Raw genomic sequence first — 23,842 nt, forward strand, 5'->3', positions numbered from 1 at the left:
AATGGTTGAGTTATGCGCGCATGCGGGTGATGCGGATCACCCCGGTCAAGGCGCGCAGCTTCTTGATCACGCGGGCCAGGTGCACACGGTCGTGGACGCTGACCACCAACTGGACCACGCTGATGCGACCATCGCGTTCGTCCATGCTGATTTTCTCGATATTGCCGTCGGCTGCGTTGACGCTGCTGGCCAGCAGGGCAATCAGGCCGCGCTGGTGTTCCAGCTCGACACGCAGTTCGACGTTGAATTCGCCGGTGACATCCTTGGCCCACGAGAGCTGGATGCATTTTTCCGGGTTGTGCCGGATTTCGCTGATGTTGCGGCAGTTGTCCAGGTGCACGACCATGCCTTTGCCCGCCGACAGGTGCCCGACGATCGGGTCGCCCGGGATCGGCGTGCAGCACTTGGCGTAGCTCAGCACCAAGCCTTCGGTGCCACGAATCGCCAGCGGGCCTTCAGGGCTTGGCAACTGTTCGCCTTCGCCAAGCAGGCGGCGGGCGACCACGTAGGCCATGCGGTTGCCCAGACCAATGTCTTCGAGCAGGTCTTCGATCAGTTCGAGGCGGTACTCGGTGAGCATGGCTTTGACGCGTTCGGCCGGGATCTTTTCCAGCGCGCTGTCGAAACCGTTGAGCACTTTGTTCAGCAAGCGTTCGCCGAGGCTGATGGACTCCGAGCGACGTTGCAGTTTCAGCGCATGACGGATGTGCGTGCGCGCCTTGCCCGTGACCACGAAGTTGAGCCACGCCGGATTCGGTCGGGCGCCGGGTGCGCTGACGATCTCGACCGTGGAGCCGCTTTGCAGCGGTTCGGACAGCGGCGCGAGTCGACGGTTGATCCGGCAGGCAATGCAGCTGTTGCCGACGTCGGTGTGTACCGCGTAGGCAAAGTCGACCGCCGTGGAGCCTTTCGGCAGCTCCATGATCCGGCCTTTGGGCGTGAACACGTAGACCTCGTCCGGGAACAGGTCGATCTTCACACTCTCGATGAATTCCAGCGAGTTGCCGGCACGTTGCTGCATTTCCAGCACGCCTTTGACCCACTGACGGGCGCGGGCGTGAGTACCTTTCGGCTGCTCGTCACCGCTGGATTTGTACAGCCAATGGGCAGCAATGCCGTTGTTGGCCATCTCTTCCATTTCGCGGGTGCGGATCTGGATTTCGATCGGCACGCCATGCATGCCGAACAGCGTGGTGTGCAGCGACTGATAGCCGTTGGCCTTGGGAATCGCGATGTAATCCTTGAAGCGCCCAGGCAACGGTTTGTACAAATTATGTACAGCACCCAGCACACGGTAGCAGGTATCGACCTTGTCGACGATGATCCGGAACGCGTAGACGTCCATGATCTCGTTGAAGGCCCGACGCTTGCCGCGCATTTTCTTGTAGATGCCGTAGAGGTGTTTCTGCCGACCGCTGACTTCGCCCTGAATGCCGTCGATGGCAAGGCAGTGACCGAGGGATTCTTCGATCTTGTTGACGATTTCCTTGCGGTTGCCCCTGGCGCGTTTGACCGCTTGGTAGATCCGCGCGGAACGCATCGGGTGCATGGCCTTGAAGCCAAGGTCTTCAAATTCGATACGAATGGCATGCATGCCCAGCCGGTTGGCGATGGGCGCGTAGATTTCCAGGGTTTCCTTGGCGATGCGTCGGCGCTTTTCGCCGGACAGCACTTCCAGCGTGCGCATGTTGTGCAGGCGGTCGGCGAGTTTGACCAGGATCACGCGAATGTCGCGCGCCATGGCCATGGCCATTTTCTGGAAGTTTTCGGCTTGGGCTTCGGCCTTGGTCTCGAAATTCATCTGGGTCAGTTTGCTGACCCCGTCGACCAGTTCGGCCACGGTTTCACCGAACTGCGCTTGCAGCGCTTCTTTGGCGATACCGGTGTCTTCGATCACGTCATGCAGCATCGCCGCCATCAGGCTCTGATGGTCCATGTGCATGTCGGCAAGAATATTGGCCACGGCAAGAGGATGCGTGACGTACGCCTCGCCGCTGCGACGGCGTTGACCGTCATGGGCTTGTTCGGCGTAGAAATACGCTCGGCGGACCAGGTTGACCTGGTCGTTGCCGAGGTAGGTCGATAAGCGATCGGCGAGGGCGTCTATGCTCGGCATGATAATTCCTGCCGTAAGCTGTGATCCCGCGCCGTGCTACGTCGACCAGGCATAGGCTTAGACGGCCTCGTTGGACTCGTCCTCGAACGCTGCAAACAGCGGCTCATCCTGGACGATTTCCTGCTCGGCGATGAACTCGTAGCTCATCAGGCCTTCAGCGATTTCACGCAGTGCGACAACAGTCGGCTTGTCGTTTTCCCACTGGACCAATGGCTCTTTGCCGCCGGTGGCCAGTTGACGGGCACGCTTGGTAGAGAGCATGACCAGCTCAAAGCGGTTTTCCACGTGTTCTAGGCAGTCTTCAACGGTTACGCGGGCCATGGTATTCCTCGGAGCGAATGCAATATGCGCGCTGCCCGGTTGGGCGAGCGGACTCAACAGTTTAAAAAATCACCAGCGATTAGGGAAGCGCTGATTTTTTGACCAAGCCCTTCAACGCGCTGCAAGCACCAATGTAAAGCGCTTGCAGCTGTTTTGGGAAGTGCTGATTATCCGAGCAATTCGGCCAGCAATTTGCCGAAACGTACTTGCTGGCGTTTCTGCTGGAGTTGATTGGCGCGGAAAATCGCCTTCAGATCGTCCAGTGCGTGAGCAAAATCGTCGTTGATGATCAGGTAGTCGTATTCGACATAGTGACTCATCTCGCTGACGGCTTCGCGCATCCGCCCGTCGATGATCTCGTCGCTGTCCTGGCCACGATTGGTCAGACGCTGGTGCAGGGCCTGAAGCGACGGCGGCAGGATAAAGATCGAGCGTGCTTGCGGCATCAGCTTGCGCACTTGCTCGGCGCCTTGCCAGTCGATTTCCAGAATCAGGTCGTGACCTTCGTCCAGCGTCTGCTGCAGGCGGCTTTGCGAGGTGCCGTAGAAGTTGCCGAAGACTTCGGCGCGTTCGAGGAAGTCGCCATGCTCGCCCATCTTCACGAACTCTTCACGGGTCACGAAGTGATAGTTCACGCCGTCCACTTCACCCGGACGCATGGCGCGGGTGGTGTGGGAAACCGAAACGCGAATTTCCGGTATGGCATCGGTCAACGCCTTGACCAGACTGCTCTTGCCCGCGCCCGATGGCGCGGAAATGATGTACAGGGTGCCGGTGCTGTGGGTCATGTCGGGGTAGCCTTACTCAATATTCTGCACTTGTTCGCGCATCTGCTCGATCAACACCTTGAGGTTGACGGCGGCTTGGGTGCTGCGCGGGTCGAAGGCCTTGGAGCCCAGTGTGTTGGCTTCGCGGTTGAGTTCCTGCATCAGGAAGTCCAGGCGCCGACCGGCGGCACCGCCGGACTTGAGCACCCGGCGTACTTCGATGATGTGGGTGCTCAGGCGATCCAGTTCTTCGGCCACATCGCTCTTTTGCGCGAGGATGACCATTTCCTGTTCGAGACGCTGCGGATCCAGCTCGGCCTTCATGTCAGCGAAGCGATCGAGAACTTTCTGACGCTGGGTCGCGAGCATCTGCGGCACCAGTTCGCGCAGGGTCACGACGTCCTCTTCGATGGAGGTCAGGCGCTCGTTGATCAGGCGTGCCAGCTCCGCGCCTTCGCGCTCGCGGCCGGCCTTCAACTCTTTCAGGCCTTGATTGAACAGCGCCAGTGCGTCGGCATTCAGCGCCTGCGGGTCGCTCGCATCGCCCACCAGTACGCCGGGCCAGGCCAGCACTTCCAGCGGGTTGAGTGCGGCAGGGTTCTTGATCAGGCCAGCCACGGTCTCAGCCGCAGCGACCAACTGCGCGGCGCGCTCTCGATCGACTTGCAGGGTTTTGCCGGTGCTTTCTTCGGTGAAACGCAGGGTGCATTCCAGTTTGCCCCGCGACAGGCCCTGACGCAGCGCTTCACGCACCGCGCCTTCGAGGTCGCGAAACGACTCCGGCAGGCGCAGGTGGGGTTCCAGATAGCGGCTGTTCACCGAGCGCAGTTCCCAGCTCAGGGTGCCCTGTGCGCCGGCTTTTTCGACGCGGGCGAAGGCGGTCATGCTGTGCACCATGGCGGTGACCTCGCAAATGCAGATCGGCGCGAAACCTGTGTTCCGCAGGCGCGATATGTATGAATTTAAGCCGACTGGCAGCAAAGGCGCAGGATTGTAGCGCAGTGCGGCGAATGCGCCCAAACACACGGTGTGACAAAGGGCTGCATCCCGTCGGTAACGGGTGTTTCAGGGCCTTCGATCGTCGGGCTGGATTTTTAACGAGTGCCCACGCGCGGTGCAGCGCTCTATAATGCTCGGCAGTTTTCCGTCCCCAGTACAGGTATTCCCTATGAAACGTCCAAGTGGTCGCGCTGCCGATCAGCTCCGCTCGATCCGCATTACCCGCAACTACACCAAACACGCCGAGGGATCCGTACTGGTCGAATTCGGTGATACCAAAGTCATCTGCACCGTCAGCGTCGAAAACGGTGTGCCGCGCTTCCTCAAAGGCCAGGGCCAGGGTTGGTTGACCGCTGAATACGGCATGCTGCCGCGCGCCACTGGCGAGCGTAACCAGCGTGAAGCGAGCCGTGGCAAGCAGGGCGGTCGCACCCTGGAAATCCAGCGCCTGATCGGCCGTTCCCTGCGCGCTGCGCTGGACATGTCCAAGCTGGGCGACGTGACTCTGTACGTCGACTGCGACGTGATCCAGGCTGACGGTGGTACGCGCACGGCTTCGATCACCGGCGCCATGGTTGCACTGGTTGATGCGCTGAAAGTAATCAAAAAGCGCGGCGGCCTGAAGGGTGGAGATCCGCTCAAGCAGATGATCGGTGCCGTGTCGGTCGGCATGTATCAGGGCGAGGCTGTGCTGGATCTGGACTATCTTGAAGATTCCGCCGCCGAGACTGACCTCAACGTGGTGATGACCAGCACCGGTGGCTTCATCGAGGTGCAGGGCACGGCTGAAGGCGCGCCGTTCCAGCCTGAAGACTTGAACGCCATGCTGGAACTGGCCAAGCAAGGCATGAACGAAATCTTCGAACTGCAAAAGGCTGCACTGGCCGACTGAGCAGGTTCATAACCGCAAGGAGGACGCGATGAGTGACGAACAAGAGTTGCTGCCCAAACCGAGCCAGGAGGTTCGCCAATGGGCGATGTTTTGTCACTTGTCCGCCTTGCTGGGGATCTGGATCCCGTTCGGCAATCTGATCGGGCCGTTGATCCTCTGGCAGATGAAGCGCGAAACGGACCCGTTCATCGACGCTCAAGGCAAGGAGGCGCTGAATTTTCAGATCACCGTCGCCATCGCCTCGTTGATTTGTTTCCTGTTGATGGTGCTGATCATCGGGTTCTTCCTGTTGGGGATACTGGCTATCGGTGCGCTCGTTCTGACCATCATCGCCGGTGTGAAGGCCAATGAAGGTTTTCCTTACCGATATCCGTTTACCTGGCGGCTGATCAAATAAGGCGCTCGAAAGGTTTTAAAACAAATGCCCTGACTTGTCAGGGCATTTTATTAATGCAACAAAATTAATCGCTATTATGGGTAGGAATGATCTGATCGCGATGATCGGTCGATACTCTTTCTATATATACACTTTTAGTCACAACTGCATCGGCTTAGTTCGGATTCATGGCCTTGGAATCAAAGGCGACGATTGTTAAAGTTGCTCGGATAATATTTCTCCTGAAATATTAAGATATATTCAAGCCATCGAAGGCTATTGAATTTCCGAGTAATCAGTGTTGAGACAATCAGCCGGTTCATGAGGCGCGTGCAGGTAAACAGCTCGCTTCTGAATATATAGCCAAGAATAATCCCAATGATTCAGCTCGATTTTTACGGAACACTTGTGGCCGCCTCCTTAGTACTTCTGCTAGGGCGCGGGCTCGTTATGCGTGTTGGTTTCATGCGCAGTTACAATATTCCCGAACCTGTCGCGGGTGGCCTGGTAGTTGCCTTGATCTTGTTGCTGCTGCGAACGCTCAATATTGAAATTCGTTTCGATACTTCGCTGCAGACACCTTTGATGCTGGCCTTTTTTGCCACCATTGGTCTAAGTGCAGACTTTGCCAGCTTGAAGAAAGGCGGGCGCGTTGTCGGGATATTTCTGTTGGCAGTTACCGGATTGTTGGTGGTGCAGAATGCGATGGGGATCGGGCTGGCAACAATGCTCGGGCTCGATCCATTGATGGGGCTGTTGACCGGATCGATCACACTGGCGGGCGGTCACGGCACCGGTGCCGCGTGGGGAACGGTATTCAGTGAGAAATACGGTCTGGCATCTGCGTCGGAGCTGGCGATGGCTTCCGCGACGTTTGGCCTGGTGCTGGGTGGTTTGATCGGCGGACCAGTCGCGCGCTTGCTCATCAAGCGAGTGCAGGTGCCCGGTTGTCAGAGTCCGGATGCGCCGCCGCGGTTGCCGAAAGGCTTCGAGCAACCAAACAAAGAACGCTCGATTACCCCGTTTTCGTTTATAGAAACACTCGCCCTGATCGCGGTCAGTTTGCTGGCGGGCAATCTGTTGAACGGCCTGCTGCAGGGCACCGCATTCGAGTTGCCGACGTTTGTTTGTGTCCTGTTTGTTGGCGTGGTGTTGCGCAACGGGCTCTCGGCGCTGGGCCTGTATCAGGTGTTCGAGCGTGAAGTGTCGGTGCTGGGCAATGTCAGCTTGTCGCTGTTTCTGGCGATTGCTCTGATGTCGCTCAAGTTGTGGGATCTGGCCGCACTGGCGTTGCCGATTTTCATCATTCTGGCTGTACAGGCGCTAGTCATGGCGTTGTTCGCGATTTTCGTGACATTCCGGATGATGGGGCGCAACTACGACGCGGCCGTGCTGGCGGCAGGGCACTGCGGTTTTGGCCTGGGTGCCACGCCGACTGCGATTGCCAACATGCAGGCGGTGACGCAGCGCTACGGCCCCTCGCAGATCGCGTTTCTGGTGGTGCCGATGGTTGGAGCGTTCTTCATCGACATTATCAATGTCATCGTGATCAAGCTGTATCTGGCCTTACCGTTTTTCGCGGCAGTCTGAGTTCGAATCTGCTGCACTGTGAGGCACAAAAAATGCCCGTATCTTGCGATACGGGCATTTTTTATTACTTCGAAAAGGCGCTTAGATGGTCAGCGTCCAGTCGTAGTCGACGATCAGCGGTGCGTGCTGCGAGAACCGTGGCTGACGTGGCAGGCGTGCGCTGCGTACAAAGCGTCGCAAGCCCGGGGTCAGGATCTGGTAATCGAAACGCCAGCCCAGATTGAGCATCTCGGCCTGTTCGTTGTCCGGCCACCAGCTGTACTGGTCGCCTTCGCGGCTGACTTCGCGCAGGGCATCGACATAGCCCATGTTGCCGACAATCTCGTCCATCCAGGCGCGTTCTGGCGCCAGGAAACCCGGAGATTGCTGGCTGTCGCGCCAGTTCTTGATGTCGAGCTTCTGCTGCGCCACGTACAGCGAGCCACAATAAATGTACTCGCGACGTTTGCGCCGCTGTTTGTCCAGGTACTTGCCGAAGTCGTCCATGAGCTTGAACTTCTGGTTCAAGTCCTCATCGCCGTTCATCCCCGAAGGAAGCAGCAAGGTGGCAATACTGACTTTGTCGAAATCTGCTTGCAGGTAGCGCCCGTAGCGGTCGGCCGTCTCGAAACCGAGACCGCTGATGACAGCCTTCGGTTGCAACCGCGAATACAAAGCCACGCCGCCTTGGGCAGGGACTTCAGCATCGCAGGCATAAAGGAAGTAGCCATCCAGTTGGAAGGCTGGGTCATCCAGTTCAAAGGCGGAGGCACGGGTGTCCTGCAGGCAGATGACGTCGGCATTCTGTGCTTGCAGCCAACTGAGCAAACCACGCTCGACTGCAGCCTGAATACCATTGACGTTCACACTGATGATCCGCATAAATGGCCCCAAAAATCGCGTGCGTGTATGATACACGGCGTCAAGCTAATTAGCTAAATCCGTGGTATTTGGGGTTTTTTTCATGCAAGCGTATCAGCGCGATTTCATTCGTTTTGCCATCGATCGCGGCGTTTTGCGCTTCGGTGAGTTCACCCTGAAGTCCGGGCGCACCAGTCCTTACTTCTTCAACGCCGGCCTGTTCAACTCGGGCTCGGCCCTGGCGCAGCTGGGGCGTTTCTACGCGGCAGCCATCGCTGAAAGCGGCATTCCCTTCGACGTTCTGTTCGGCCCGGCCTACAAAGGCATCCCGTTGGCGGCAACCACCGCTGTGGCATTGGCCGAGCACCACGACCGTGATCTGCCGTGGTGCTTCAACCGCAAAGAAGCCAAGGCCCACGGCGAAGGCGGCAGCCTGGTCGGCGCGCCGCTGACCGGTGACGTGCTGATCATTGATGACGTAATCACGGCCGGTACAGCAATCCGCGAAGTGATGCAGATCATCGCGTCCCAGGACGGTGCCAAGGCTGCTGGCGTGCTGATTGCGCTGAACCGTCAGGAGCGTGGCAACGGTGAGTTGTCGGCCATTCAGGAAGTCGAGCGCGATTTCGGTATCCCGGTGATCAGCATTGTTTCGCTGAATCAGGTGCTGGAATTCCTTGCCGATGATCCGCAGCTCAAGCAACACCTGCCAGCTGTGGAGGCCTACCGCGCCCAATTCGGCGTGTAATAACGCTGGTCTGTCGCACTTCCCCTGTAGGAGCTGCCGAAGGCTGCGATCTTTTGATCCGGTTTTTAAAAGCCAACGTCAAAAGATCGCAGCCTGCGGCAGCTCCTACAGAGAGTTGGCGGCAGAATTCGGAATTGCAGGCAAAAAAAGACCCCGCTCAGTCAGGCTGAGCGGGGTCTTTTTGCTTGCGTCAGCGTTTACGGACGCTTGCGATTGCTGATCAGCGTGCCCACACCGGTGTCGGTGAAGATTTCCAGCAGGATAGCGTTCGGCACGCGGCCGTCGATGATCAGCGAGCTGCCCACGCCGCCCTGAACCGCTTCCAGTGCACAACGGATCTTCGGCAGCATACCGCCGTAGATAGTGCCGTCGGCGATCAGGTCGTCGACCTGCTGCGTGCTCAGGCCGGTCAGCACGGTGCCCGACTTGTCCATCAGGCCGGCAATATTGGTCAGCAACATCAGCTTCTCGGCTTTCAGTGCCTCGGCGACTTTACCAGCCACCAGATCCGCGTTGATGTTGTACGACTCGCCGTTCTCACCCACGCCGATCGGCGCGATCACCGGGATGAAGTTGCCTTTGACCAGCAGGTTCAGCAGTTCGGTGTTGATCCCGACCACTTCGCCGACCTGACCGATGTCGATGATTTCCGGTTGAGTCATCTCCGGTGTCTGGCGGGTGACGGTGAGCTTCTTCGCACGAATCAGCCCGGCGTCTTTACCGGTCAGGCCGATGGCGCTGCCGCCGTGACGGTTGATCAGGTTGACGATGCTTTTGTTGACCTGGCCGCCAAGGACCATTTCCACCACGTCCATGGTCGCGGCGTCGGTGACGCGCATGCCATCGACGAAGTGGCTTTCGATCGACAGACGCTTGAGCAGATCGCCGATCTGCGGGCCGCCACCGTGAACCACGACCGGGTTGATGCCCACGGCTTTCATCAAGACGATGTCGCGCGCAAAGCCGGTTTTCAGCTCCTCGCTTTCCATCGCGTTGCCGCCGTATTTGATCACCAGGGTCTTGCCGACATAACGTCGGATGTAAGGCAACGCTTCGGACAGGACCTGGGCGGTATGGGCGGCGGCTTCGCGTTCGAGGGTCATTCAGGGCTCCGGGTGGATCAGAACGGTAGTTGGAGATCAGGTGCAACGCGTTTCAATTGGGCGTGGAATACGTCCTTGATACGCGCAAGTTCTGCCTCGTCATCGGCCTCGAAGCGCAGCACCAGCACCGGTGTGGTGTTGGACGCGCGCACCAGGCCCCAGCCTTTGGCGTAATCGACTCGCACGCCGTCGATGGTGGTCAGGTCAGCGCCTGCGCCCCACTGTGCGTCGTGCAGTGCATCAATGATGCTGAATTTGCTCTCTTCGGTCACATGGATATTGATTTCCGGCGTAGAAATATCGTTCGGGAAGGTCGCAAACAGCTCTTCCGCGGTGGATTTTTCCTTGCTGAGGATCTCCAGCAGCCGTGCGGCGCTGTAGATACCGTCGTCGAAACCGAACCAGCGCTCCTTGAAGAAGATGTGCCCGCTCATTTCACCGGCCAATAGCGCACCGGATTGTTTCATTTTCTTTTTGATCAACGAATGACCGGTCTTCCACATTAGCGGACGACCACCGTATTCCTTGATCAGCGGCACCAGGCGGCGGGTGCATTTGACGTCGAAAATGATCTCGGCGTCCGGGTTGCGCGCGACCACGTCACGGGCGAACAGCATCAGCAGGCGATCGGGATAAACGATGCTGCCGGTGTTGGTCACTACACCGACGCGGTCGCCGTCGCCGTCGAAAGCCAGGCCGATATCGGCGTTGGTTTCCTTGACCTTGGCAATCAGGTCGACGAGGTTCTCAGGCTTGCCCGGATCCGGGTGGTGGTTGGGGAAGTTGCCATCGACCTCGCAGAACAGCGGGATGACTTCGCAATTCAGCGCTTCGATCAGTTGTGGGGCAATCACACCGGCCGCGCCGTTGCCGCAGTCGACCACGACCTTCATGCGCCGTGCCAGTTTGATGTCCTGGACGATTTCGGTGTTGTAGCGGTCGAGGATCTCGATCTGAGTGACACTGCCGGTGCCGCTGCTCAAGTTGTTGCTCTTGAGGCGCTCGTGCAGGGCCTGGATCTGTTCGTTGGCGAGGGTGTCGCCGGCGATGACGATCTTGAAACCGTTGTAGTTCGACGGGTTGTGGCTGCCCGTGAGCATCACCCCGGATTTGCCGGCCAGGACGTTGGCGGCGTAGTACAGCGCCGGCGTTGGCACCAGGCCGACATCGCTGACGTGGCAGCCGCTTTCGGCGATGCCGCGAATCAGTTCTGCAACCAGCTCCGGGCCGGACAGGCGGCCGTCGCGACCGACGGAAACGTTCGGCTCACCTTGGGCCAGGCTCTGCGAACCGATGGCGCGGCCGATCCAGTAAGCGGTTTCGGCATTGAGGAATTCCGGCACGGTGCCGCGAATGTCATAGGCGCGGAAAATGCTGTCGGGCAGCTTCGGGGCGATCTTGGCTGGGGTGCTCATCTACGGAAATGCTCCATCTCGAAAGTGGCGGGACAGACCGACGAATCGTTCGACGGCAGGCTCAAACTGAAGGGTATGACGGCGTTTTCCACAGAGAGTTCGTGGTGTGAAAGGGCCATGACGCCTCGGCTGGCGTGGCTTTCGGCCGGCAAAACCTTGATTTACGGTGTCAAACCTTTCAGCTGATCTGCCTGAAAATTTCCCCCTGTAGGAGCTGCCGCAGGCTGCGATCTATTGATCTTGAACTTAAAAATCAAAAGATCGCAGCCTGCGGCAGCTCTTACAGAAGATGACTCCAGTTACTTGGTGCCGGTGTGGCCAAATCCGCCAGTGCCACGTTCGGTTTCGACGAACTCTTCAACCATTTCGAAGTGCGCCTGCACCACTGGGACCAGCACCAGTTGCGCCAGACGTTCACCGACGGTCATGGTGAAGTCGGTCTGGCCACGGTTCCAGCAAGACACCATCAGCGGGCCCTGATAATCCGAGTCAATCAGACCCACGAGGTTGCCCAGCACGATGCCGTGCTTATGGCCCATGCCCGAGCGCGGCAGGATCAGCGCGGCGAGGTTCGGGTCGCCGATGTAAACCGACAGACCGGTGGGGATCAGCACGGTTTCACCCGGCTTGATCACGATGTCCTGATCCAGCATGGCGCGCAGGTCGAGGCCGGCGGAGCCCGGGGTGGCGTATTGCGGCAGCGGGAAATCGGTACCGATGCGTGGGTCGAGGATCTTGGCTTGCAAAGCGTGCATGTAAATTAAACCTGGTTCAGACGTTCGGCGATAAAGGTGACCAGTTGGCGAGCGATCTTGCTCTTGCTGGTCTGGGCGAAAACCGTGGCGTGCAGCGCACGGTCAATTACGCTGCAGGCGTTTTCTTCGCTATTGAAACCGATACTCGGATTGGCGACGTCGTTGGCGACGATCAGATCGAGATTCTTGTCCTTGAGCTTGCGTGCAGCGTAGTCGAGCAGGTGTTCGGTCTCGGCGGCGAAACCGACACTGAACGGACGGTCGGGACGGGTCGCGATGGTGGCCAGGATGTCCGGGTTACGCACCATTTGCAGGACGAAGCCGTCACCGCTCGTAGGATCTTTCTTGAGTTTTTGCGGGGCGACAACTTCCGGGCGGTAGTCCGCAACGGCCGCCGAGGCGATGAACACGTCGCACGGGATCGCCGACTCACAGGCCGCGAGCATATCGCGGGCGCTGACCACATCGATGCGCGTGACGCGATCCGGCGTCGGCAGGTGCACCGGGCCGCTGATCAGCGTGACGCGGGCGCCGGCCTCAACTGCGGCTTCAGCGAGGGCGAAGCCCATTTTCCCGGAGCTGTGGTTGGTGATGTAGCGTACCGGGTCGATGTTTTCCTGAGTCGGGCCGGCGGTGATGACGACGTGTTTGCCGGTCAGCGCCTGGCGCTGGAAGCAGTCCGCTGCGCATTGTGCGAGGTCGGTGGCCTCCATCATGCGGCCCATGCCGACGTCGCCGCAGGCCTGGCTACCCGAGGCCGGGCCGAAGGTCTTCAGGCCACGGCTTTCCAGGAGTTGCAGGTTGGCCTGGGTTGCGGGATCGCGCCACATCGCCTGATTCATTGCCGGAGCAACGGCGACGACAGCATCGGTGGCCAGCACCAAAGTGGTCAGCAAATCGTTGGCGATGCCTTGTGCCAGGCGGGCTATCAGGTCGGCGGTGGCTGGGGCGATCAGTACCAGGTCAGCCCATTTCGCCAGCTCGATGTGGCCCATCGCGGCTTCGGCCGCCGGGTCGAGCAAGTCGAGGTGGACCGGGTGGCCGGACAGCGCTTGCATGGTCAGCGGAGTGATGAACTCGGCGCCGCCATGGGTCATGACCACGCGCACTTCGGCGCCCTGATCGATCAGGCGACGAACCAGATCGGCGCTCTTGTAGGCCGCGATGCCGCCGCCGACGCCCAGCACGATGCGTTTCCGATACAGCCGCTGCATAGGTCTGCCTTTCATTTCGTGGGTGACATACGTGGCGAAACCCCCTCCCCAGGGTGAATTCGCCCGCAAAAAAGATGGGCTACGATATCACAGCGACCGCTACGGAACAGCGGCGCCCACAGACAGGGAAGTGCTATGAGTATTCGCGATTGGCCTGCGGCGGAACGTCCGCGGGAAAGGTTGTTGGAGCACGGGGCAGCGAGCCTTTCAGACGCTGAGTTACTGGCGATTTTTCTGCGCACCGGATTGCCCGGAATAAGCGCTGTGGACCTGGCACGCAATCTGTTGACTCAATTCGGCAGCCTGCGTTTGCTGCTTGAGGCCGATCAGGACGCATTCAGCAAACAATTGGGGCTCGGGCCGGCGAAGTTTGCGCAACTGCAAGCGGCTCAGGAAATGAACAGGCGGCATCTGGCTGAGAAATCACGGCAGAAACCAGCCCTGGAAAACCCTCAGGTCGTTCGCGATTATCTGAAATCGATGCTGCGTCACGAACCGCATGAGGTGTTTGGTTGCCTGTTTCTCGACTCCAAACATCAAGTACTGAATTTCGAGATACTGTTTCGCGGCTCAATCGACAACACCAGCGTGCATCCACGCGAGGTTGTGAAGCGATGTTTGGCCAATAACGCCGCTGCGTTGATCCTGTGCCACAACCATCCATCGGGGAACACTGACCCCAGTCAGGCTGATCGGCTGCTGACCAAGCGCCTGCAAAAGGCACTGGAGCTGATTGATGTGCGGGTGCTCGATCATTTCATCGTTGGCGATGGTGAGCCATTGTCGATGGCTGAGTGTGGCTGGATGTAACGCTCAGGGGGAAAACGCTAAGCCCCTGTAGGAGTGAGCCTGCTCGCGATAGCAATTTTCCAGTCACCGAATGGGTTGACTGAAATGACGCCATCGCGAGCAGGCTCACTCCTACAGGTTATGTGCCGGGCAGGTTATTTCAGGTTGACCTTGGAGTAGTCCTGACGGCCAAACGGGCTTACCGAGTAACCCTGTACGTCCTTACGCGTCAGTGCGTAGGCCGTCGGATGCGCCAGCGGCAGCCACAACGCCTGCTGCTGAATCTGCGTCTGCGCCTGCTCATAGAGCTTGGTACGTACGCCTTGTTCGCTGGTGGTCTTGCCGGCGCTGATCAGCTTGTCCAGATCGGCGTTGCAGTAGCGTGCGAAGTTGGTGCCCGATTTGACCGCGGCGCAGGAAAACTGCGGCGTAAGGAAATTGTCCGGGTCGCCGTTGTCGCCGGCCCAGCCCATGAACAGCAGGTCATGCTCGCCCGCCTTGGCGCGGCGAATCAGTTCGCCCCACTCGATCACGCGGATTTCCGCCTGAATACCGATTTCCGCCAGATCCGATTGCAACAACTGTGCTCCGAGGCTTGGGTTCGGGTTGAGCAGGCTGCCCGAAGGACGCGTCCAGATGGTGGTCTGGAAGCCGTCTTTCAAACCGGCCTTGAGCATCAGCGCCTTGGCTTTGGCCACGTCATGCGGGTAACCCGGCAGGTTCTTCGCATAACTCCAGGTGTTCGGTGGGTAAGGGCCATTGGCCGCTTCGGCGGTGTCTTCGAACACCGCCTTGATGTAGTTGGCTTTGTCGAACGCGAGGTTGATGGCCTGACGCACCTCTGGCTTGTCCAGCGGCGGATGCTGGCTGTTGATGCCAACGAAAGCGGTCATGAAGGCGTCAGTCTTTTCGACTTTTAGTGTCGGCTCTTTCAGCGCGGCCTGTACGTCCAACGGTTTTGGTGACAGGGCGATCTGGCATTCGTTGCGTCGTAGCTTTTGCAGGCGCACGTTGGCGTCCGGGGTGATGGCGAAGATCAACGGGTCTACCGAAGGCTTGCCACCGAAGTAGTCCGGGTTGGCCTTGTAGCGAATCGCCGCGTCTTTCTGGAAGCGATTGAACACAAACGGGCCGGTACCGATCGGCTGGCTGTTGAGCTTGTCCGTGGCATTGGCCTTCATCAATTTGTCGGCGTATTCGGCGGAGTAGATCGATGCGAAGCCCATGCTCAGGGTCGCCAGGAAGGTCGAGTCCGGGTGATCAAGGGTGAAGCGCACGGTCAGCGGATCGAGCGCGTCGATCTTCTTGATTAGCGCTGGCAACTGCATCGATTGCGCATGGGGGAAGCCGCTCTGGGCGACTTTGTGCCACGGGTTGGCCGGGTCAAGCATGCGGTCGAAGCTGAATTTGACGTCTTCTGCAGTCAGCTCACGGCTCGGCTTGAAGTAATCAGTCGTATGAAACTTCACCTGTGGGTGTAGCTTGAAGACGTACGTCAGGCCATCGGTGCTGACTTCCCAGCTGGCGGCCAGGCTCGGCACGACTTTGCCGCTGGCGGTGTCGAATTCAACGAGACGGTTCATCAGCACGTCGGCCGAGGCGTTGGTGGTGGTCAGCGAGTTGTACTGAACCACGTCGAACCCTTCAGGGCTGGCCTCGGTGCAGACGCTCAGCGCGGCGGCCTGGGCCAGGGGGCTCAGCAGGAGCGGGGCGAGCAACAGGGGTAGGGCAGCGAGGCGCATGGTCGGTTTCCTTTTACAGATCGAAGGCCCATCTGCAAGTGCAGTCTGGAAAAGGCCTACCCTAGAGGTCTGGATTACAAATGACTATCCCCTTTTTGCATTTTCGGGGCACAGTAATGGCCGTTTTTCAGGCAGCGGGGCGCGGCCAAAAGTCTGAAACACCCGCAAGGGTGGTTTTCTGCGACGAGTGGTAAAAATCGATGCCAGCCTTTATCCAAGGCGTTCGCAGGCTGAAAAAGCGCCTTTTTGTGGATTGTTTGCACACCGAATGTTGTTGCTCCGAAGTCTTTCTGGTATAAAGCAGCGCTCTTTTCTAGGGGCCCGGTTCCTTCACTGTAGGTGTAGCCGGTAAGACCTCTAAAGAAACGCGGCGCCTGGCGCCAAATGACTGAGAGATTAAGCGGCCAACCCATGCCGGGTTGGGCATGTGGTTTTAGAGGGCTGAGGCATGTCGAGAGTATGTCAAGTTACCGGTAAGGGTCCGGTGACTGGGAATAACATTTCCCACGCAAACAACAAAACCCGTCGTCGTTTCCTGCCGAACCTGCAGCATCACCGCTTCTGGGTTGAAGAAGAGAAACGTTTTGTGCGTCTGCGCGTATCTGCCAAAGGCATGCGTATCATCGACAAGCGTGGCATCACTGTCGTGCTCGCCGAACTTCGCCGCGATGGCAAGATTTAAGGGAGCTAATCATGCGTGAATTGATTCGTTTGATCTCGAGCGCCGGTACTGGTCACTTCTACACTACCGACAAGAACAAGCGTACTACCCCGGACAAAATCGAGATCAAGAAATATGATCCGGTTGTTCGCAAGCACGTGATCTACAAGGAAGGCAAAATCAAGTAATTGATTTTTCCCGACTTACAAAAAAGGCCCGTATCTCACGATACGGGCCTTTTTTGTGGTCTCGATTTTTGTGTCGCCTTTCCTGACGCCTTCGCGAGCAAGCTCGCTCCCACAATGGAATGCGGTCAATTGTAGGAGTGAGCCTGCTCGCGATAGGGCCGGATCAGCCAGCGAAAATCCTCAAGCCTCCTGTTCAAAGATCACATAGATCTTGCGGCAAGCTTCGAGCACTTCCCAAGTGCCCCGAAACCCTGCCGGAATCACAAACCGGTCGCCAACGCGCAACGTCTTGGCATTGCCCTCGCCGTCACGCAGCACCGACACGCCCTGTAAAATCTCGCAGTATTCATGCTCGGTGTAATTCACCGTCCACTGACCCACCGCACCTTCCCACACGCCAACGCCCATCTGCCCACACGGGCTGTCGTATTGATGAAACACCGCTTGCTCAGGATCACCCTTCAGTACTTTCGCCGGGTCCGGGCGATAGCGTTCGGCTTCGCTGCTGGTCAGGCTGATGTCGACGACGTTCTGGATGTTCATTGTTGTTATCCCCCGTGAATACGGCGCGATTGGCTGGAAAGGGCCAAAGTCTATGTTGATTAAAATCAACACCGCAAGGCCGTATGGCCACCTTATGTCAAATATATTGAAACAACCCCGGCCGCTGGTTTAGGGTGGCGGGTGCCTCTGGCCGAAAAACCGGCTGGCCGGGCAGAATTCTTGAGGACGCTGGCGACGATCGCGCGGCGCTCGTATTCAACAAGCGGAGGACACTCGAAATGACCACCCTGACTCGTGCCGACTGGGAACAACGCGCCCGCGACCTGAAAATCGAAGGCCGCGCTTATCTCAATGGCGAATACACCGACGCCGTCTCCGGCGAGACCTTCGAGTGCATCAGCCCGGTCGATGGCCGTCTGCTCGGCAAGATTGCCAGCTGTGACGCCGCCGACGCCCAGCGCGCCGTAGAAAACGCCCGCGCCACCTTCAATTCCGGCGTCTGGTCGCGCCTGGCGCCGACCAAGCGCAAAGCCACCATGATCCGTTTCGCCGGCCTGCTCAAGCAGCACGCCGAAGAACTGGCCCTGCTCGAAACCCTCGACATGGGCAAACCGATCAGTGATTCGCTGTACATCGACGTTCCGGGCGCGGCGCAAGCGCTGAGCTGGAGCGGTGAAGCGATCGACAAGATTTACGACGAAGTGGCGGCGACGCCGCACGATCAACTCGGTCTGGTAACCCGCGAACCAGTCGGTGTGGTCGGTGCCATCGTGCCGTGGAACTTCCCGCTGATGATGGCCTGCTGGAAACTCGGCCCGGCGCTGTCGACCGGTAACTCGGTGATCCTCAAGCCGTCGGAAAAATCTCCGCTGACCGCCATCCGCATCGCCGCGCTGGCTGTTGAGGCCGGTATTCCGAAAGGCGTGCTCAACGTGCTGCCGGGTTACGGTCACACCGTCGGCAAGGCGTTGGCTCTGCACAACGATGTCGACACACTGGTGTTCACCGGTTCGACCAAAATCGCCAAGCAACTGATGATCTACTCCGGCGAATCGAACATGAAACGTGTCTGGCTGGAAGCCGGCGGCAAGAGCCCGAATATCGTCTTTGCCGATGCGCCGGATTTGCAAGCCGCTGCCGAATCTGCCGCCAGCGCCATCGCCTTCAACCAGGGCGAAGTCTGCACCGCCGGTTCGCGTCTGCTGGTCGAGCGTTCGATCAAGGACACATTCCTGCCGATGGTGATCGAGGCGCTGAAAACCTGGAAGCCGGGCAATCCGCTGGATCCGGCCACCAACGTCGGTGCGCTGGTCGACACTCAGCAGATGAATACGGTGCTGTCGTACATCGAATCCGGTCACACCGATGGCGCCAAACTGGTCGCCGGCGGCAAGCGCATTCTCCAGGAAACCGGTGGTACCTATGTTGAGCCAACGATTTTCGATGGCGTGAGCAACGCGATGAAGATCGCTCAGGAAGAGATCTTCGGCCCGGTGCTGTCGGTCATCGCTTTCGATACGGCTGAAGAAGCGATCCAGATCGCCAACGACACGCCTTATGGCCTGGCTGCTGCGGTATGGACCCAGGACATCTCCAAGGCGCATCTGACCGCCAAGGCACTGCGCGCAGGCAGTGTCTGGGTCAACCAGTACGACGGCGGCGACATGACCGCACCGTTCGGCGGCTTCAAGCAGTCGGGTAACGGTCGCGACAAATCGCTGCACGCGTTCGACAAGTACACCGAGCTGAAAGCGACGTGGATCAAGCTGTAAGCCGCTGAGGGGAGCCTGATTCAATCAGGCTCCCAAACCAGACAGAGATCCCCTGTGGGAGCGAGCTTGCTCGCGAATGCGGTGTATCAGTCAGCAAATCTGCTGAATGTGAAACCGTATTCGCGAGCAAGCTCGCTCCCACAGTGGTTTTGTGGTGCACATAAAAAATAATCCACAGGAGCGTGGAACATGCGGTGGGCGACGTATTTCGCCGTGTTGGCATCTGTCTTGAGTGTCGGCCTGGCCCTGGGGGTCAGCATGCCGTTGGTGTCGTTGCGCCTCGAAGGTTGGGGCTACGGCTCCTTTGCCATCGGCGTGATGGCGGCGATGCCAGCGATTGGTGTGCTGCTGGGCGCGAAGATTTCCAGCCATCTGGCCGCACGTTTCGGCACGGCGAACCTGATGCGCCTGTGCCTGTGGGCCGGGGCGCTGTCGATCGGTCTGTTGGCGTTGCTGCCGAGCTACCCGATCTGGCTGGTGCTACGGCTGATGATCGGGGTGATCCTGACCATCGTGTTCATCCTCGGCGAGAGCTGGATCAATCAACTGGTGGTCGAGAACTGGCGCGGGCGACTGGTGGCGCTGTATGGCAGCAGCTATGCGTTGAGCCAACTGTCGGGTCCGTTGCTGTTGGGCGCGCTGGGCACCGAGCATGATTACGGTTTCTGGGTCGGTGTCGCTTTGTTGTTGCTGTCGCCATTGCTTTTGCTGGGCCGCAGCGGTGCGCCGAGCAGTGAAGCCAGCAGCGTAACGTTCAAGGAGTTGTGGGGCTTCGCCCGTGAGCTGCCGGCGATTGCCTGGGCGGTGTCGTTGTTCGCCGCATTCGAGGCGATGATCCTGACGTTACTGCCGGTGTATTGCCTGCAACAGGGCTTCACTGCCGAGATCGCGCTGGCGATGGTCAGCACGGTGGTGGTGGGCGATGCGCTGCTGCAGCTGCCGATTGGTGCGCTGGCCGATTATCTGTCGCGGCGCACCCTGTTCACTGGATGCGCAGTGATCCTGATGCTGTCGAGCCTGGCGATTCCAATGTTGATCGACACGCTGTTGATCTGGCCGCTGTGGGTGCTGTTCGGTGCCAGCGCCGGCGGGCTGTTTACCCTTTCACTGATCCTGATTGGCGAGCGTTATCGTGACGATGCACTGGTGCGGGCCAATGCGCATATTGCGCAGCTGTGGGGCGTGGGATGTCTGATCGGGCCGCTCGCGGCCGGGGCGGGCAGCCAGTGGATCAATGGGCATGCGTTGCCGTTGTTGATGGCGATTGGGGCGTTTGGTTTGGTGATACTGCTCTTGCGCCAAGGGGCATTCGGACCCATAACCGAGCCTGCCTAAGATCAAAAGATCGCAGCCTTCGGCAGCTCCTACAGCTGAAATGCATTCGTTCTGTAGGAGCTGCCGAAGGCTGCGATCCTTTGCTTTTTTAAAGCATTCGCTCAAGCCCTACCGTGGTGCTGAACCACGCGTTGAACCGCCGCCACCAACTCCCCGGCTCTTTGGTCAGGGTATGCATCTGGCCGTTGTCTTCGGTGACCCAGACGATCTGGCCATCCTGTAATTTCGCCTGATAACTCAACGCTGGCGCCATGCCTTGCAGGGCCAGTTCACGCACATGTTCGGCCAGCTCAGGGCTGTCGACCAAGACCCCGACCTCGGTGTTCCACAACACCGAGCGCGGGTCGAAGTTGAACGAGCCGATAAACGACTTCTGCCGATCAAAAATCATCGCTTTGCTGTGCAGGCTCGAATCGGAACCGCGAAACGACTTGCTGTAAAACACATGCGGGCCGCTGCCGTAGTTATCTCCAGGCTGACGGCGCAGTTCATACAGTTTCACACCATGTTCCAGCAACGCTTTGCGATACGGTGCATAGCCGCCATGCACCGCTGGCACGTCGGTGGCTTCCAGCGAGTTGGTCAAAAGGCTCACGGAGACGCCGGCATCGGCGCGACCGGTCAGGTAGACCAGTCCCGGCTGGCCCGGAACGAAATAGGCCGAGATCATCACCAGTTCTTTGCTGACGTTTTTCAACTCTGGGCCCAGCTGCGTGGTCAGCAGCAATTGCGGATCCGGTTCAGCCTTGGCCAGCACCTTGCTCGGCGCGTCCCACAGCGCCTGATTCCATGCCCAGATCAGCTCTTTGCGCCAGATATCCATGCGCGGCGCAGTCTTGAATGTCATCAACTGCTGGTACAGCGCGTGATTCTGTTTGCGGGTTTCCTCCAGCGATTCTTCCAGACGTGTGCGGGTGTTCTGCAGGTCCTTGGCGGTCGGTCGGCTGGAGAGAAATTCGTCGATCGGTTTGCTCAGGGCACTGTTCCAGTATTGGTCGAAACTGTGCCCGAGCTGCTCAGCCACCGGCCCGACACTGAGCATGTCGATGTCGGTGAAATTCAGGTTTGGCTCGGCGTCGAAATATTCGTCACCGAGATTGCGCCCGCCGACGATGGCCACACTGTTGTCCGCCAGCCACAGCTTGTTATGCATGCGTCGATGCTGCAGCGACAGGTTGAACAGGCGTCCGGCTGCGCGCGTTACACCGGTGCTGCGGCCCAGATGCAGCGGGTTGAACAGGCGGATCTGGATCTGCGGATGCGCCGCCAGGGTGGCGATGATCTGGTCCAGGCCGTCGCTGGTGGTGTCGTCGAGCAGAATGCGCACGCGCACGCCACGATCGGCCGCCTTGAGCAATTCCTCCACCAGCATCCGCGTGCTGATGCCGTCGTGAACGATGTAGTACTGCAGATCGAGACTGGTCTGGGCGTTGCGAATCAGCTCGGCGCGGGCGGTGAACGCCTCGCTACTGTTGGACAGCAGGCGAAAACCTGAGCGGCCCTGATAGGGCGCCGCTTGCGCCTGAATCGAACGACCGAAGCTGGAATCGGATGCCGGCAACGCCTGACTTGGCTCGCGCGGGACATCGAGACTGGCACAGCCGCTCAGGAACGAGGCGAGTAACAGCAAAGCGAGTAGGGGCTGTCTGAAGCTCACGTAGGATCATTCCGGTTGGCGGCAAGGGTCGGCATATGGACGCGGTTCTCTGGAAAAAGGTCAGTCGGCTTCCGCCAGCAATCTGACAGCGGCCTCGCCGACCTTGCGCACCGCCTCTTCGATCTGCGCTGTCGGTTTGGCAGCGTAGTTCATCCGCAGGCAATTGCGGTACTTGCCCGAGGCGGAAAAGATGCTGCCGACGGCAATCTGTACGCCTTGGTCAAGCAACTCGCGATTGAGTTTCAGGGTGTCGAAACCTTCCGGCAACTCGACCCACAGCATAAAGCTGCCTTGCGGCCGACTAGCGCGGGTGCCTGCCGGGAAATAGCGGGTCACCCAATCGATCATCAGGTCGCGACTGCGCTGGTATTGCGTGCGCATGCGCCGCAAATGCGGTTCGAAATGGCCAGCCTTGAGAAATTCGGCGATAGCGATCTGCGGCTGCGGCGCGGTCGAGCCGGTGCTGATGTATTTCATGTGCAACACCCGCTCAAGGTATCGACCCGGCGCGACCCAGCCAATGCGCAGCCCCGGCGCCAGGGTCTTGGAAAACGAACTGCACAACAGCACACGGCCGTCTTCGTCGAAGGATTTGATCGTGCGAGGGCGCGGGTAGGTGTAGGACAGTTCGCCATACACGTCGTCCTCGATGATCGCTACGTCGAAGCGCTGCGCGAGGTTGAGGAGGGCGCGTTTGCGCGACTCCGGCATGATGTAGCCGAGCGGGTTATTGCAGTTGGGCGTGAGCTGGATGACCTTGATCGGCCATTGTTCCAGTGCCAGTTCCAGCGCTTCGAGGCTGATCCCGGTGAGCGGGTCGGTGGGAATTTCCAGGGCTTTCATGCCCAGGCCTTTGAGGGTCTGCATGGCGCCATGAAAGCTTGGCGAGTCCACCGCGACAATGTCGCCCGGTTCGCAGATCGCGTGGATGCTGGTAGACAGCGCTTCGTGGCAACCGGTGGTGATCACCAGATCGCTCGCGCTCAACTGGCAGCCGGAGTCGAGCATCAGTCGAGCGATCTGTTCGCGCAGTTCGAGGGTGCCGTGGATGTTGTCGTAATACAGACCGGGCATGTCCTGGCGGCGGCTGATCCGCGCCAGCCCACGCAGCAAAGGCTTCATCGTCGGCGAGCTGATGTCCGGCATGCCACGACCCAGTTGCACGACATCCTTGCGCGGCACCGCGCGAATCAACTCCAGCACTTGATCCCACTGCGAAATCTCCACCGGGCGCTGCGCCGGACGGCCGACGGCAGGCAGCTCCGGCAGTTCGCGGCCGACCGGCACAAAGTAGCCGGACTTGGGTTTCGGCGTGGCCAGGCCGCTGTCTTCGAGCACGCGATAGGCCTGTTGCACCGTGCTCAGACTGACCCCGTGTTCGACGCTCAAGGCGCGCACCGACGGCAACCGATCGCCGGGACGATAGAAGCCGTTTTCGATGCGCGTGCCGAGCAATTCGGCGAGGTTTACATAAAGAGTCATGGCGCTGCCTCGGTGCGGTGATTCGATAAACCGGTACAGATTTCGCAAAAATCGACAATTCAGTCGCCAAAGTGGCAAATCTGTATGGAGTTAATACAGTGTCTTTGAATCTGTAACGGTTTTGCTCGCCCGCGCATCATGGAATCTCTGGCTACCCAAGTAAACAGGAGCATTGAAAATGAACGGCTTGAGCGATGTGCGGCTGACTTTACACAGTCAGGAACTGGCGGCAGGGCAGAAGGACAGTGCGCGCAATGAGATCATGCGCAATGCGCCGTCCGGCCTGAGTCGCTGGAGTCTGTTGTGGCATCGTCTGCACACGCGCAAGGCGTTGCTGGCGCTGACGGCGGATCAGCTCAAGGACATCGGGCTGACGCGTGAGCAAGCGCAGGAGGAGGGGTTGAAGCCGTTCTGGCGGATCTGATAATCACTGATCGTTCCCACGCTCTGCGTCACTAGTGTCCGGTAAAAACTGAAGGGGGAGCTTGCTCCCCCTTGCTGTGCCTGCTTCCTGAGCAATAATCAGGTTTTTCAGACTCGATTTTCGCCTATGTTCAGTAGCACCCGATTTGCGCA

22 protein-coding genes and 1 pseudogene are annotated in these 23,842 nt (G+C 59.0%); 10 read left to right on the forward strand and 13 right to left on the reverse strand.

Annotated features, from left to right (window positions below):
* Positions 1–10: 10 nt before the first annotated feature.
* The 4 genes from spoT to H8F23_RS22225 all read right to left on the reverse strand — a co-directional run bounded on the left by spoT (position 11) and on the right by H8F23_RS22225 (position 4,101).
* Positions 11–2,116 (reverse strand): bifunctional GTP diphosphokinase/guanosine-3',5'-bis pyrophosphate 3'-pyrophosphohydrolase, encoded by a 2,106-nt coding sequence (spoT, locus tag H8F23_RS22210; RefSeq protein ID WP_064589822.1) that lies wholly within the window; start codon positions 2,114–2,116, stop codon positions 11–13.
* A 57-nt stretch (positions 2,117–2,173) separates the two neighbouring features.
* Positions 2,174–2,437, reverse strand: a complete 264-nt coding sequence (gene rpoZ / locus H8F23_RS22215; RefSeq protein WP_008030604.1) for a DNA-directed RNA polymerase subunit omega — start codon at positions 2,435–2,437, stop codon at positions 2,174–2,176.
* 167 nt (positions 2,438–2,604) lie between these two features.
* A complete protein-coding gene (gene gmk / locus H8F23_RS22220) occupies positions 2,605–3,225 on the reverse strand; it encodes a guanylate kinase (RefSeq protein WP_008078609.1) in 621 nt (206 codons plus the stop codon).
* A gap of 12 nt (positions 3,226–3,237) precedes the next feature.
* Complete coding sequence (locus H8F23_RS22225; protein WP_093429970.1) at positions 3,238–4,101, reverse strand: YicC/YloC family endoribonuclease; 864 nt, start codon at positions 4,099–4,101, stop codon at positions 3,238–3,240.
* Positions 4,102–4,372: 271 nt separating this feature from the next.
* Between H8F23_RS22225 and rph the strand changes: the two genes are divergently transcribed.
* The 3 genes from rph to gltS all read left to right on the forward strand — a co-directional run bounded on the left by rph (position 4,373) and on the right by gltS (position 7,061).
* Positions 4,373–5,095, forward strand: a complete 723-nt coding sequence (gene rph / locus H8F23_RS22230) for a ribonuclease PH (RefSeq protein WP_016985814.1) — start codon at positions 4,373–4,375, stop codon at positions 5,093–5,095.
* Positions 5,096–5,123: 28 nt separating this feature from the next.
* The gene (locus tag H8F23_RS22235) at positions 5,124–5,492 is read left to right on the forward strand and encodes a DUF4870 domain-containing protein (RefSeq protein ID WP_007920344.1); all 369 of its coding nucleotides are present in this window, start codon (positions 5,124–5,126) and stop codon (positions 5,490–5,492) included.
* A gap of 357 nt (positions 5,493–5,849) precedes the next feature.
* A complete protein-coding gene (gltS, locus tag H8F23_RS22240; RefSeq protein ID WP_194935785.1) occupies positions 5,850–7,061 on the forward strand; it encodes a sodium/glutamate symporter in 1,212 nt (403 codons plus the stop codon).
* Between the two features lie 81 nt (positions 7,062–7,142).
* Here gltS and H8F23_RS22245 read toward each other — a convergent pair whose 3' ends face one another.
* Complete coding sequence (locus tag H8F23_RS22245; RefSeq protein WP_007920349.1) at positions 7,143–7,922, reverse strand: exodeoxyribonuclease III; 780 nt, start codon at positions 7,920–7,922, stop codon at positions 7,143–7,145.
* Between the two features lie 82 nt (positions 7,923–8,004).
* On the opposite strand from H8F23_RS22245, the gene pyrE reads away from it, so the two are divergent.
* Positions 8,005–8,649: an orotate phosphoribosyltransferase gene (gene pyrE, locus H8F23_RS22250; RefSeq protein WP_008078597.1), complete on the forward strand. Its 645-nt coding sequence runs from the start codon at positions 8,005–8,007 to the stop codon at positions 8,647–8,649.
* 197 nt (positions 8,650–8,846) lie between these two features.
* On the opposite strand, the gene argB is transcribed toward pyrE, so the two are convergent.
* The 4 genes and pseudogenes from argB to coaBC all read right to left on the reverse strand — a co-directional run bounded on the left by argB (position 8,847) and on the right by coaBC (position 13,136).
* The gene (gene argB, locus H8F23_RS22255) at positions 8,847–9,752 is read right to left on the reverse strand and encodes an acetylglutamate kinase (protein WP_003229488.1); all 906 of its coding nucleotides are present in this window, start codon (positions 9,750–9,752) and stop codon (positions 8,847–8,849) included.
* 17 nt (positions 9,753–9,769) lie between these two features.
* Positions 9,770–11,146, reverse strand: a pseudogene (locus H8F23_RS22260) (phosphomannomutase/phosphoglucomutase); the annotation flags it as partial.
* Positions 11,147–11,466: 320 nt separating this feature from the next.
* Positions 11,467–11,922, reverse strand: a complete 456-nt coding sequence (dut, locus tag H8F23_RS22265; RefSeq protein ID WP_038359240.1) for a dUTP diphosphatase — start codon at positions 11,920–11,922, stop codon at positions 11,467–11,469.
* A 5-nt stretch (positions 11,923–11,927) separates the two neighbouring features.
* Complete coding sequence (gene coaBC, locus H8F23_RS22270; protein ID WP_007920365.1) at positions 11,928–13,136, reverse strand: bifunctional phosphopantothenoylcysteine decarboxylase/phosphopantothenate--cysteine ligase CoaBC; 1,209 nt, start codon at positions 13,134–13,136, stop codon at positions 11,928–11,930.
* A 135-nt stretch (positions 13,137–13,271) separates the two neighbouring features.
* Between coaBC and radC the strand changes: the two genes are divergently transcribed.
* Positions 13,272–13,946: a RadC family protein gene (radC, locus tag H8F23_RS22275; RefSeq protein ID WP_034152053.1), complete on the forward strand. Its 675-nt coding sequence runs from the start codon at positions 13,272–13,274 to the stop codon at positions 13,944–13,946.
* Positions 13,947–14,080: 134 nt separating this feature from the next.
* Here the strand turns inward: radC and H8F23_RS22280 are convergent, their stop codons facing one another.
* Complete coding sequence (locus H8F23_RS22280) at positions 14,081–15,667, reverse strand: ABC transporter substrate-binding protein (protein WP_194935787.1); 1,587 nt, start codon at positions 15,665–15,667, stop codon at positions 14,081–14,083.
* A gap of 448 nt (positions 15,668–16,115) precedes the next feature.
* On the opposite strand from H8F23_RS22280, the gene rpmB reads away from it, so the two are divergent.
* Entirely contained in the window at positions 16,116–16,349 is a 234-nt protein-coding gene (rpmB, locus tag H8F23_RS22285) for a 50S ribosomal protein L28 (RefSeq protein WP_007920377.1), read from the forward strand.
* An 11-nt stretch (positions 16,350–16,360) separates the two neighbouring features.
* The gene (gene rpmG / locus H8F23_RS22290; RefSeq protein ID WP_003177274.1) at positions 16,361–16,516 is read left to right on the forward strand and encodes a 50S ribosomal protein L33; all 156 of its coding nucleotides are present in this window, start codon (positions 16,361–16,363) and stop codon (positions 16,514–16,516) included.
* Between the two features lie 180 nt (positions 16,517–16,696).
* Here rpmG and H8F23_RS22295 read toward each other — a convergent pair whose 3' ends face one another.
* Entirely contained in the window at positions 16,697–17,059 is a 363-nt protein-coding gene (locus H8F23_RS22295; RefSeq protein ID WP_194935788.1) for a cupin domain-containing protein, read from the reverse strand.
* A 239-nt stretch (positions 17,060–17,298) separates the two neighbouring features.
* Here H8F23_RS22295 and H8F23_RS22300 point away from each other — a divergent pair, with 239 nt between their 5' ends.
* Positions 17,299–18,792: an aldehyde dehydrogenase gene (locus tag H8F23_RS22300; RefSeq protein ID WP_016985821.1), complete on the forward strand. Its 1,494-nt coding sequence runs from the start codon at positions 17,299–17,301 to the stop codon at positions 18,790–18,792.
* Between the two features lie 189 nt (positions 18,793–18,981).
* On the forward strand, positions 18,982–20,127 hold the full coding sequence (locus H8F23_RS22305) for an MFS transporter (RefSeq protein ID WP_194935789.1): 1,146 nt from the start codon (positions 18,982–18,984) through the stop codon (positions 20,125–20,127).
* Positions 20,128–20,215: 88 nt separating this feature from the next.
* Here H8F23_RS22305 and H8F23_RS22310 read toward each other — a convergent pair whose 3' ends face one another.
* Both H8F23_RS22310 and H8F23_RS22315 read right to left on the reverse strand, forming a co-directional pair.
* Positions 20,216–21,784 (reverse strand): phospholipase D family protein, encoded by a 1,569-nt coding sequence (locus H8F23_RS22310; protein ID WP_194935790.1) that lies wholly within the window; start codon positions 21,782–21,784, stop codon positions 20,216–20,218.
* A gap of 60 nt (positions 21,785–21,844) precedes the next feature.
* Positions 21,845–23,266, reverse strand: a complete 1,422-nt coding sequence (locus H8F23_RS22315; RefSeq protein WP_194935791.1) for an aminotransferase-like domain-containing protein — start codon at positions 23,264–23,266, stop codon at positions 21,845–21,847.
* 178 nt (positions 23,267–23,444) lie between these two features.
* Here H8F23_RS22315 and H8F23_RS22320 point away from each other — a divergent pair, with 178 nt between their 5' ends.
* Positions 23,445–23,690 (forward strand): DUF1127 domain-containing protein, encoded by a 246-nt coding sequence (locus tag H8F23_RS22320; RefSeq protein ID WP_194935792.1) that lies wholly within the window; start codon positions 23,445–23,447, stop codon positions 23,688–23,690.
* The last annotated feature ends 152 nt before the right edge of the window (positions 23,691–23,842 follow it).

Source organism: Pseudomonas neuropathica (genome assembly GCF_015461835.1).
Taxonomy (GTDB): Bacteria; Pseudomonadota; Gammaproteobacteria; order Pseudomonadales; family Pseudomonadaceae; genus Aquipseudomonas; species Aquipseudomonas neuropathica.

Coding starts and splice junctions, on each gene's coding strand:
- gltS (WP_194935785.1), top strand. CDS start 5,850: ATGATTCAGCTCGATTTTTACGGAACACTTGTGGCCGCCTCCTTAGTA.
- H8F23_RS22305 (WP_194935789.1), top strand. CDS start 18,982: ATGCGGTGGGCGACGTATTTCGCCGTGTTGGCATCTGTCTTGAGTGTC.
- H8F23_RS22320 (WP_194935792.1), top strand. CDS start 23,445: ATGAACGGCTTGAGCGATGTGCGGCTGACTTTACACAGTCAGGAACTG.
- pyrE (WP_008078597.1), top strand. CDS start 8,005: ATGCAAGCGTATCAGCGCGATTTCATTCGTTTTGCCATCGATCGCGGC.
- rpoZ (WP_008030604.1), bottom strand. CDS start 2,437: ATGGCCCGCGTAACCGTTGAAGACTGCCTAGAACACGTGGAAAACCGC.
- rpmG (WP_003177274.1), top strand. CDS start 16,361: ATGCGTGAATTGATTCGTTTGATCTCGAGCGCCGGTACTGGTCACTTC.
- radC (WP_034152053.1), top strand. CDS start 13,272: ATGAGTATTCGCGATTGGCCTGCGGCGGAACGTCCGCGGGAAAGGTTG.
- H8F23_RS22300 (WP_016985821.1), top strand. CDS start 17,299: ATGACCACCCTGACTCGTGCCGACTGGGAACAACGCGCCCGCGACCTG.
- dut (WP_038359240.1), bottom strand. CDS start 11,922: ATGCACGCTTTGCAAGCCAAGATCCTCGACCCACGCATCGGTACCGAT.
- H8F23_RS22315 (WP_194935791.1), bottom strand. CDS start 23,266: ATGACTCTTTATGTAAACCTCGCCGAATTGCTCGGCACGCGCATCGAA.
- H8F23_RS22295 (WP_194935788.1), bottom strand. CDS start 17,059: ATGAACATCCAGAACGTCGTCGACATCAGCCTGACCAGCAGCGAAGCC.
- rph (WP_016985814.1), top strand. CDS start 4,373: ATGAAACGTCCAAGTGGTCGCGCTGCCGATCAGCTCCGCTCGATCCGC.
- coaBC (WP_007920365.1), bottom strand. CDS start 13,136: ATGCAGCGGCTGTATCGGAAACGCATCGTGCTGGGCGTCGGCGGCGGC.
- H8F23_RS22225 (WP_093429970.1), bottom strand. CDS start 4,101: ATGGTGCACAGCATGACCGCCTTCGCCCGCGTCGAAAAAGCCGGCGCA.
- spoT (WP_064589822.1), bottom strand. CDS start 2,116: ATGCCGAGCATAGACGCCCTCGCCGATCGCTTATCGACCTACCTCGGC.
- H8F23_RS22235 (WP_007920344.1), top strand. CDS start 5,124: ATGAGTGACGAACAAGAGTTGCTGCCCAAACCGAGCCAGGAGGTTCGC.
- H8F23_RS22245 (WP_007920349.1), bottom strand. CDS start 7,922: ATGCGGATCATCAGTGTGAACGTCAATGGTATTCAGGCTGCAGTCGAG.
- H8F23_RS22280 (WP_194935787.1), bottom strand. CDS start 15,667: ATGCGCCTCGCTGCCCTACCCCTGTTGCTCGCCCCGCTCCTGCTGAGC.
- gmk (WP_008078609.1), bottom strand. CDS start 3,225: ATGACCCACAGCACCGGCACCCTGTACATCATTTCCGCGCCATCGGGC.
- rpmB (WP_007920377.1), top strand. CDS start 16,116: ATGTCGAGAGTATGTCAAGTTACCGGTAAGGGTCCGGTGACTGGGAAT.
- argB (WP_003229488.1), bottom strand. CDS start 9,752: ATGACCCTCGAACGCGAAGCCGCCGCCCATACCGCCCAGGTCCTGTCC.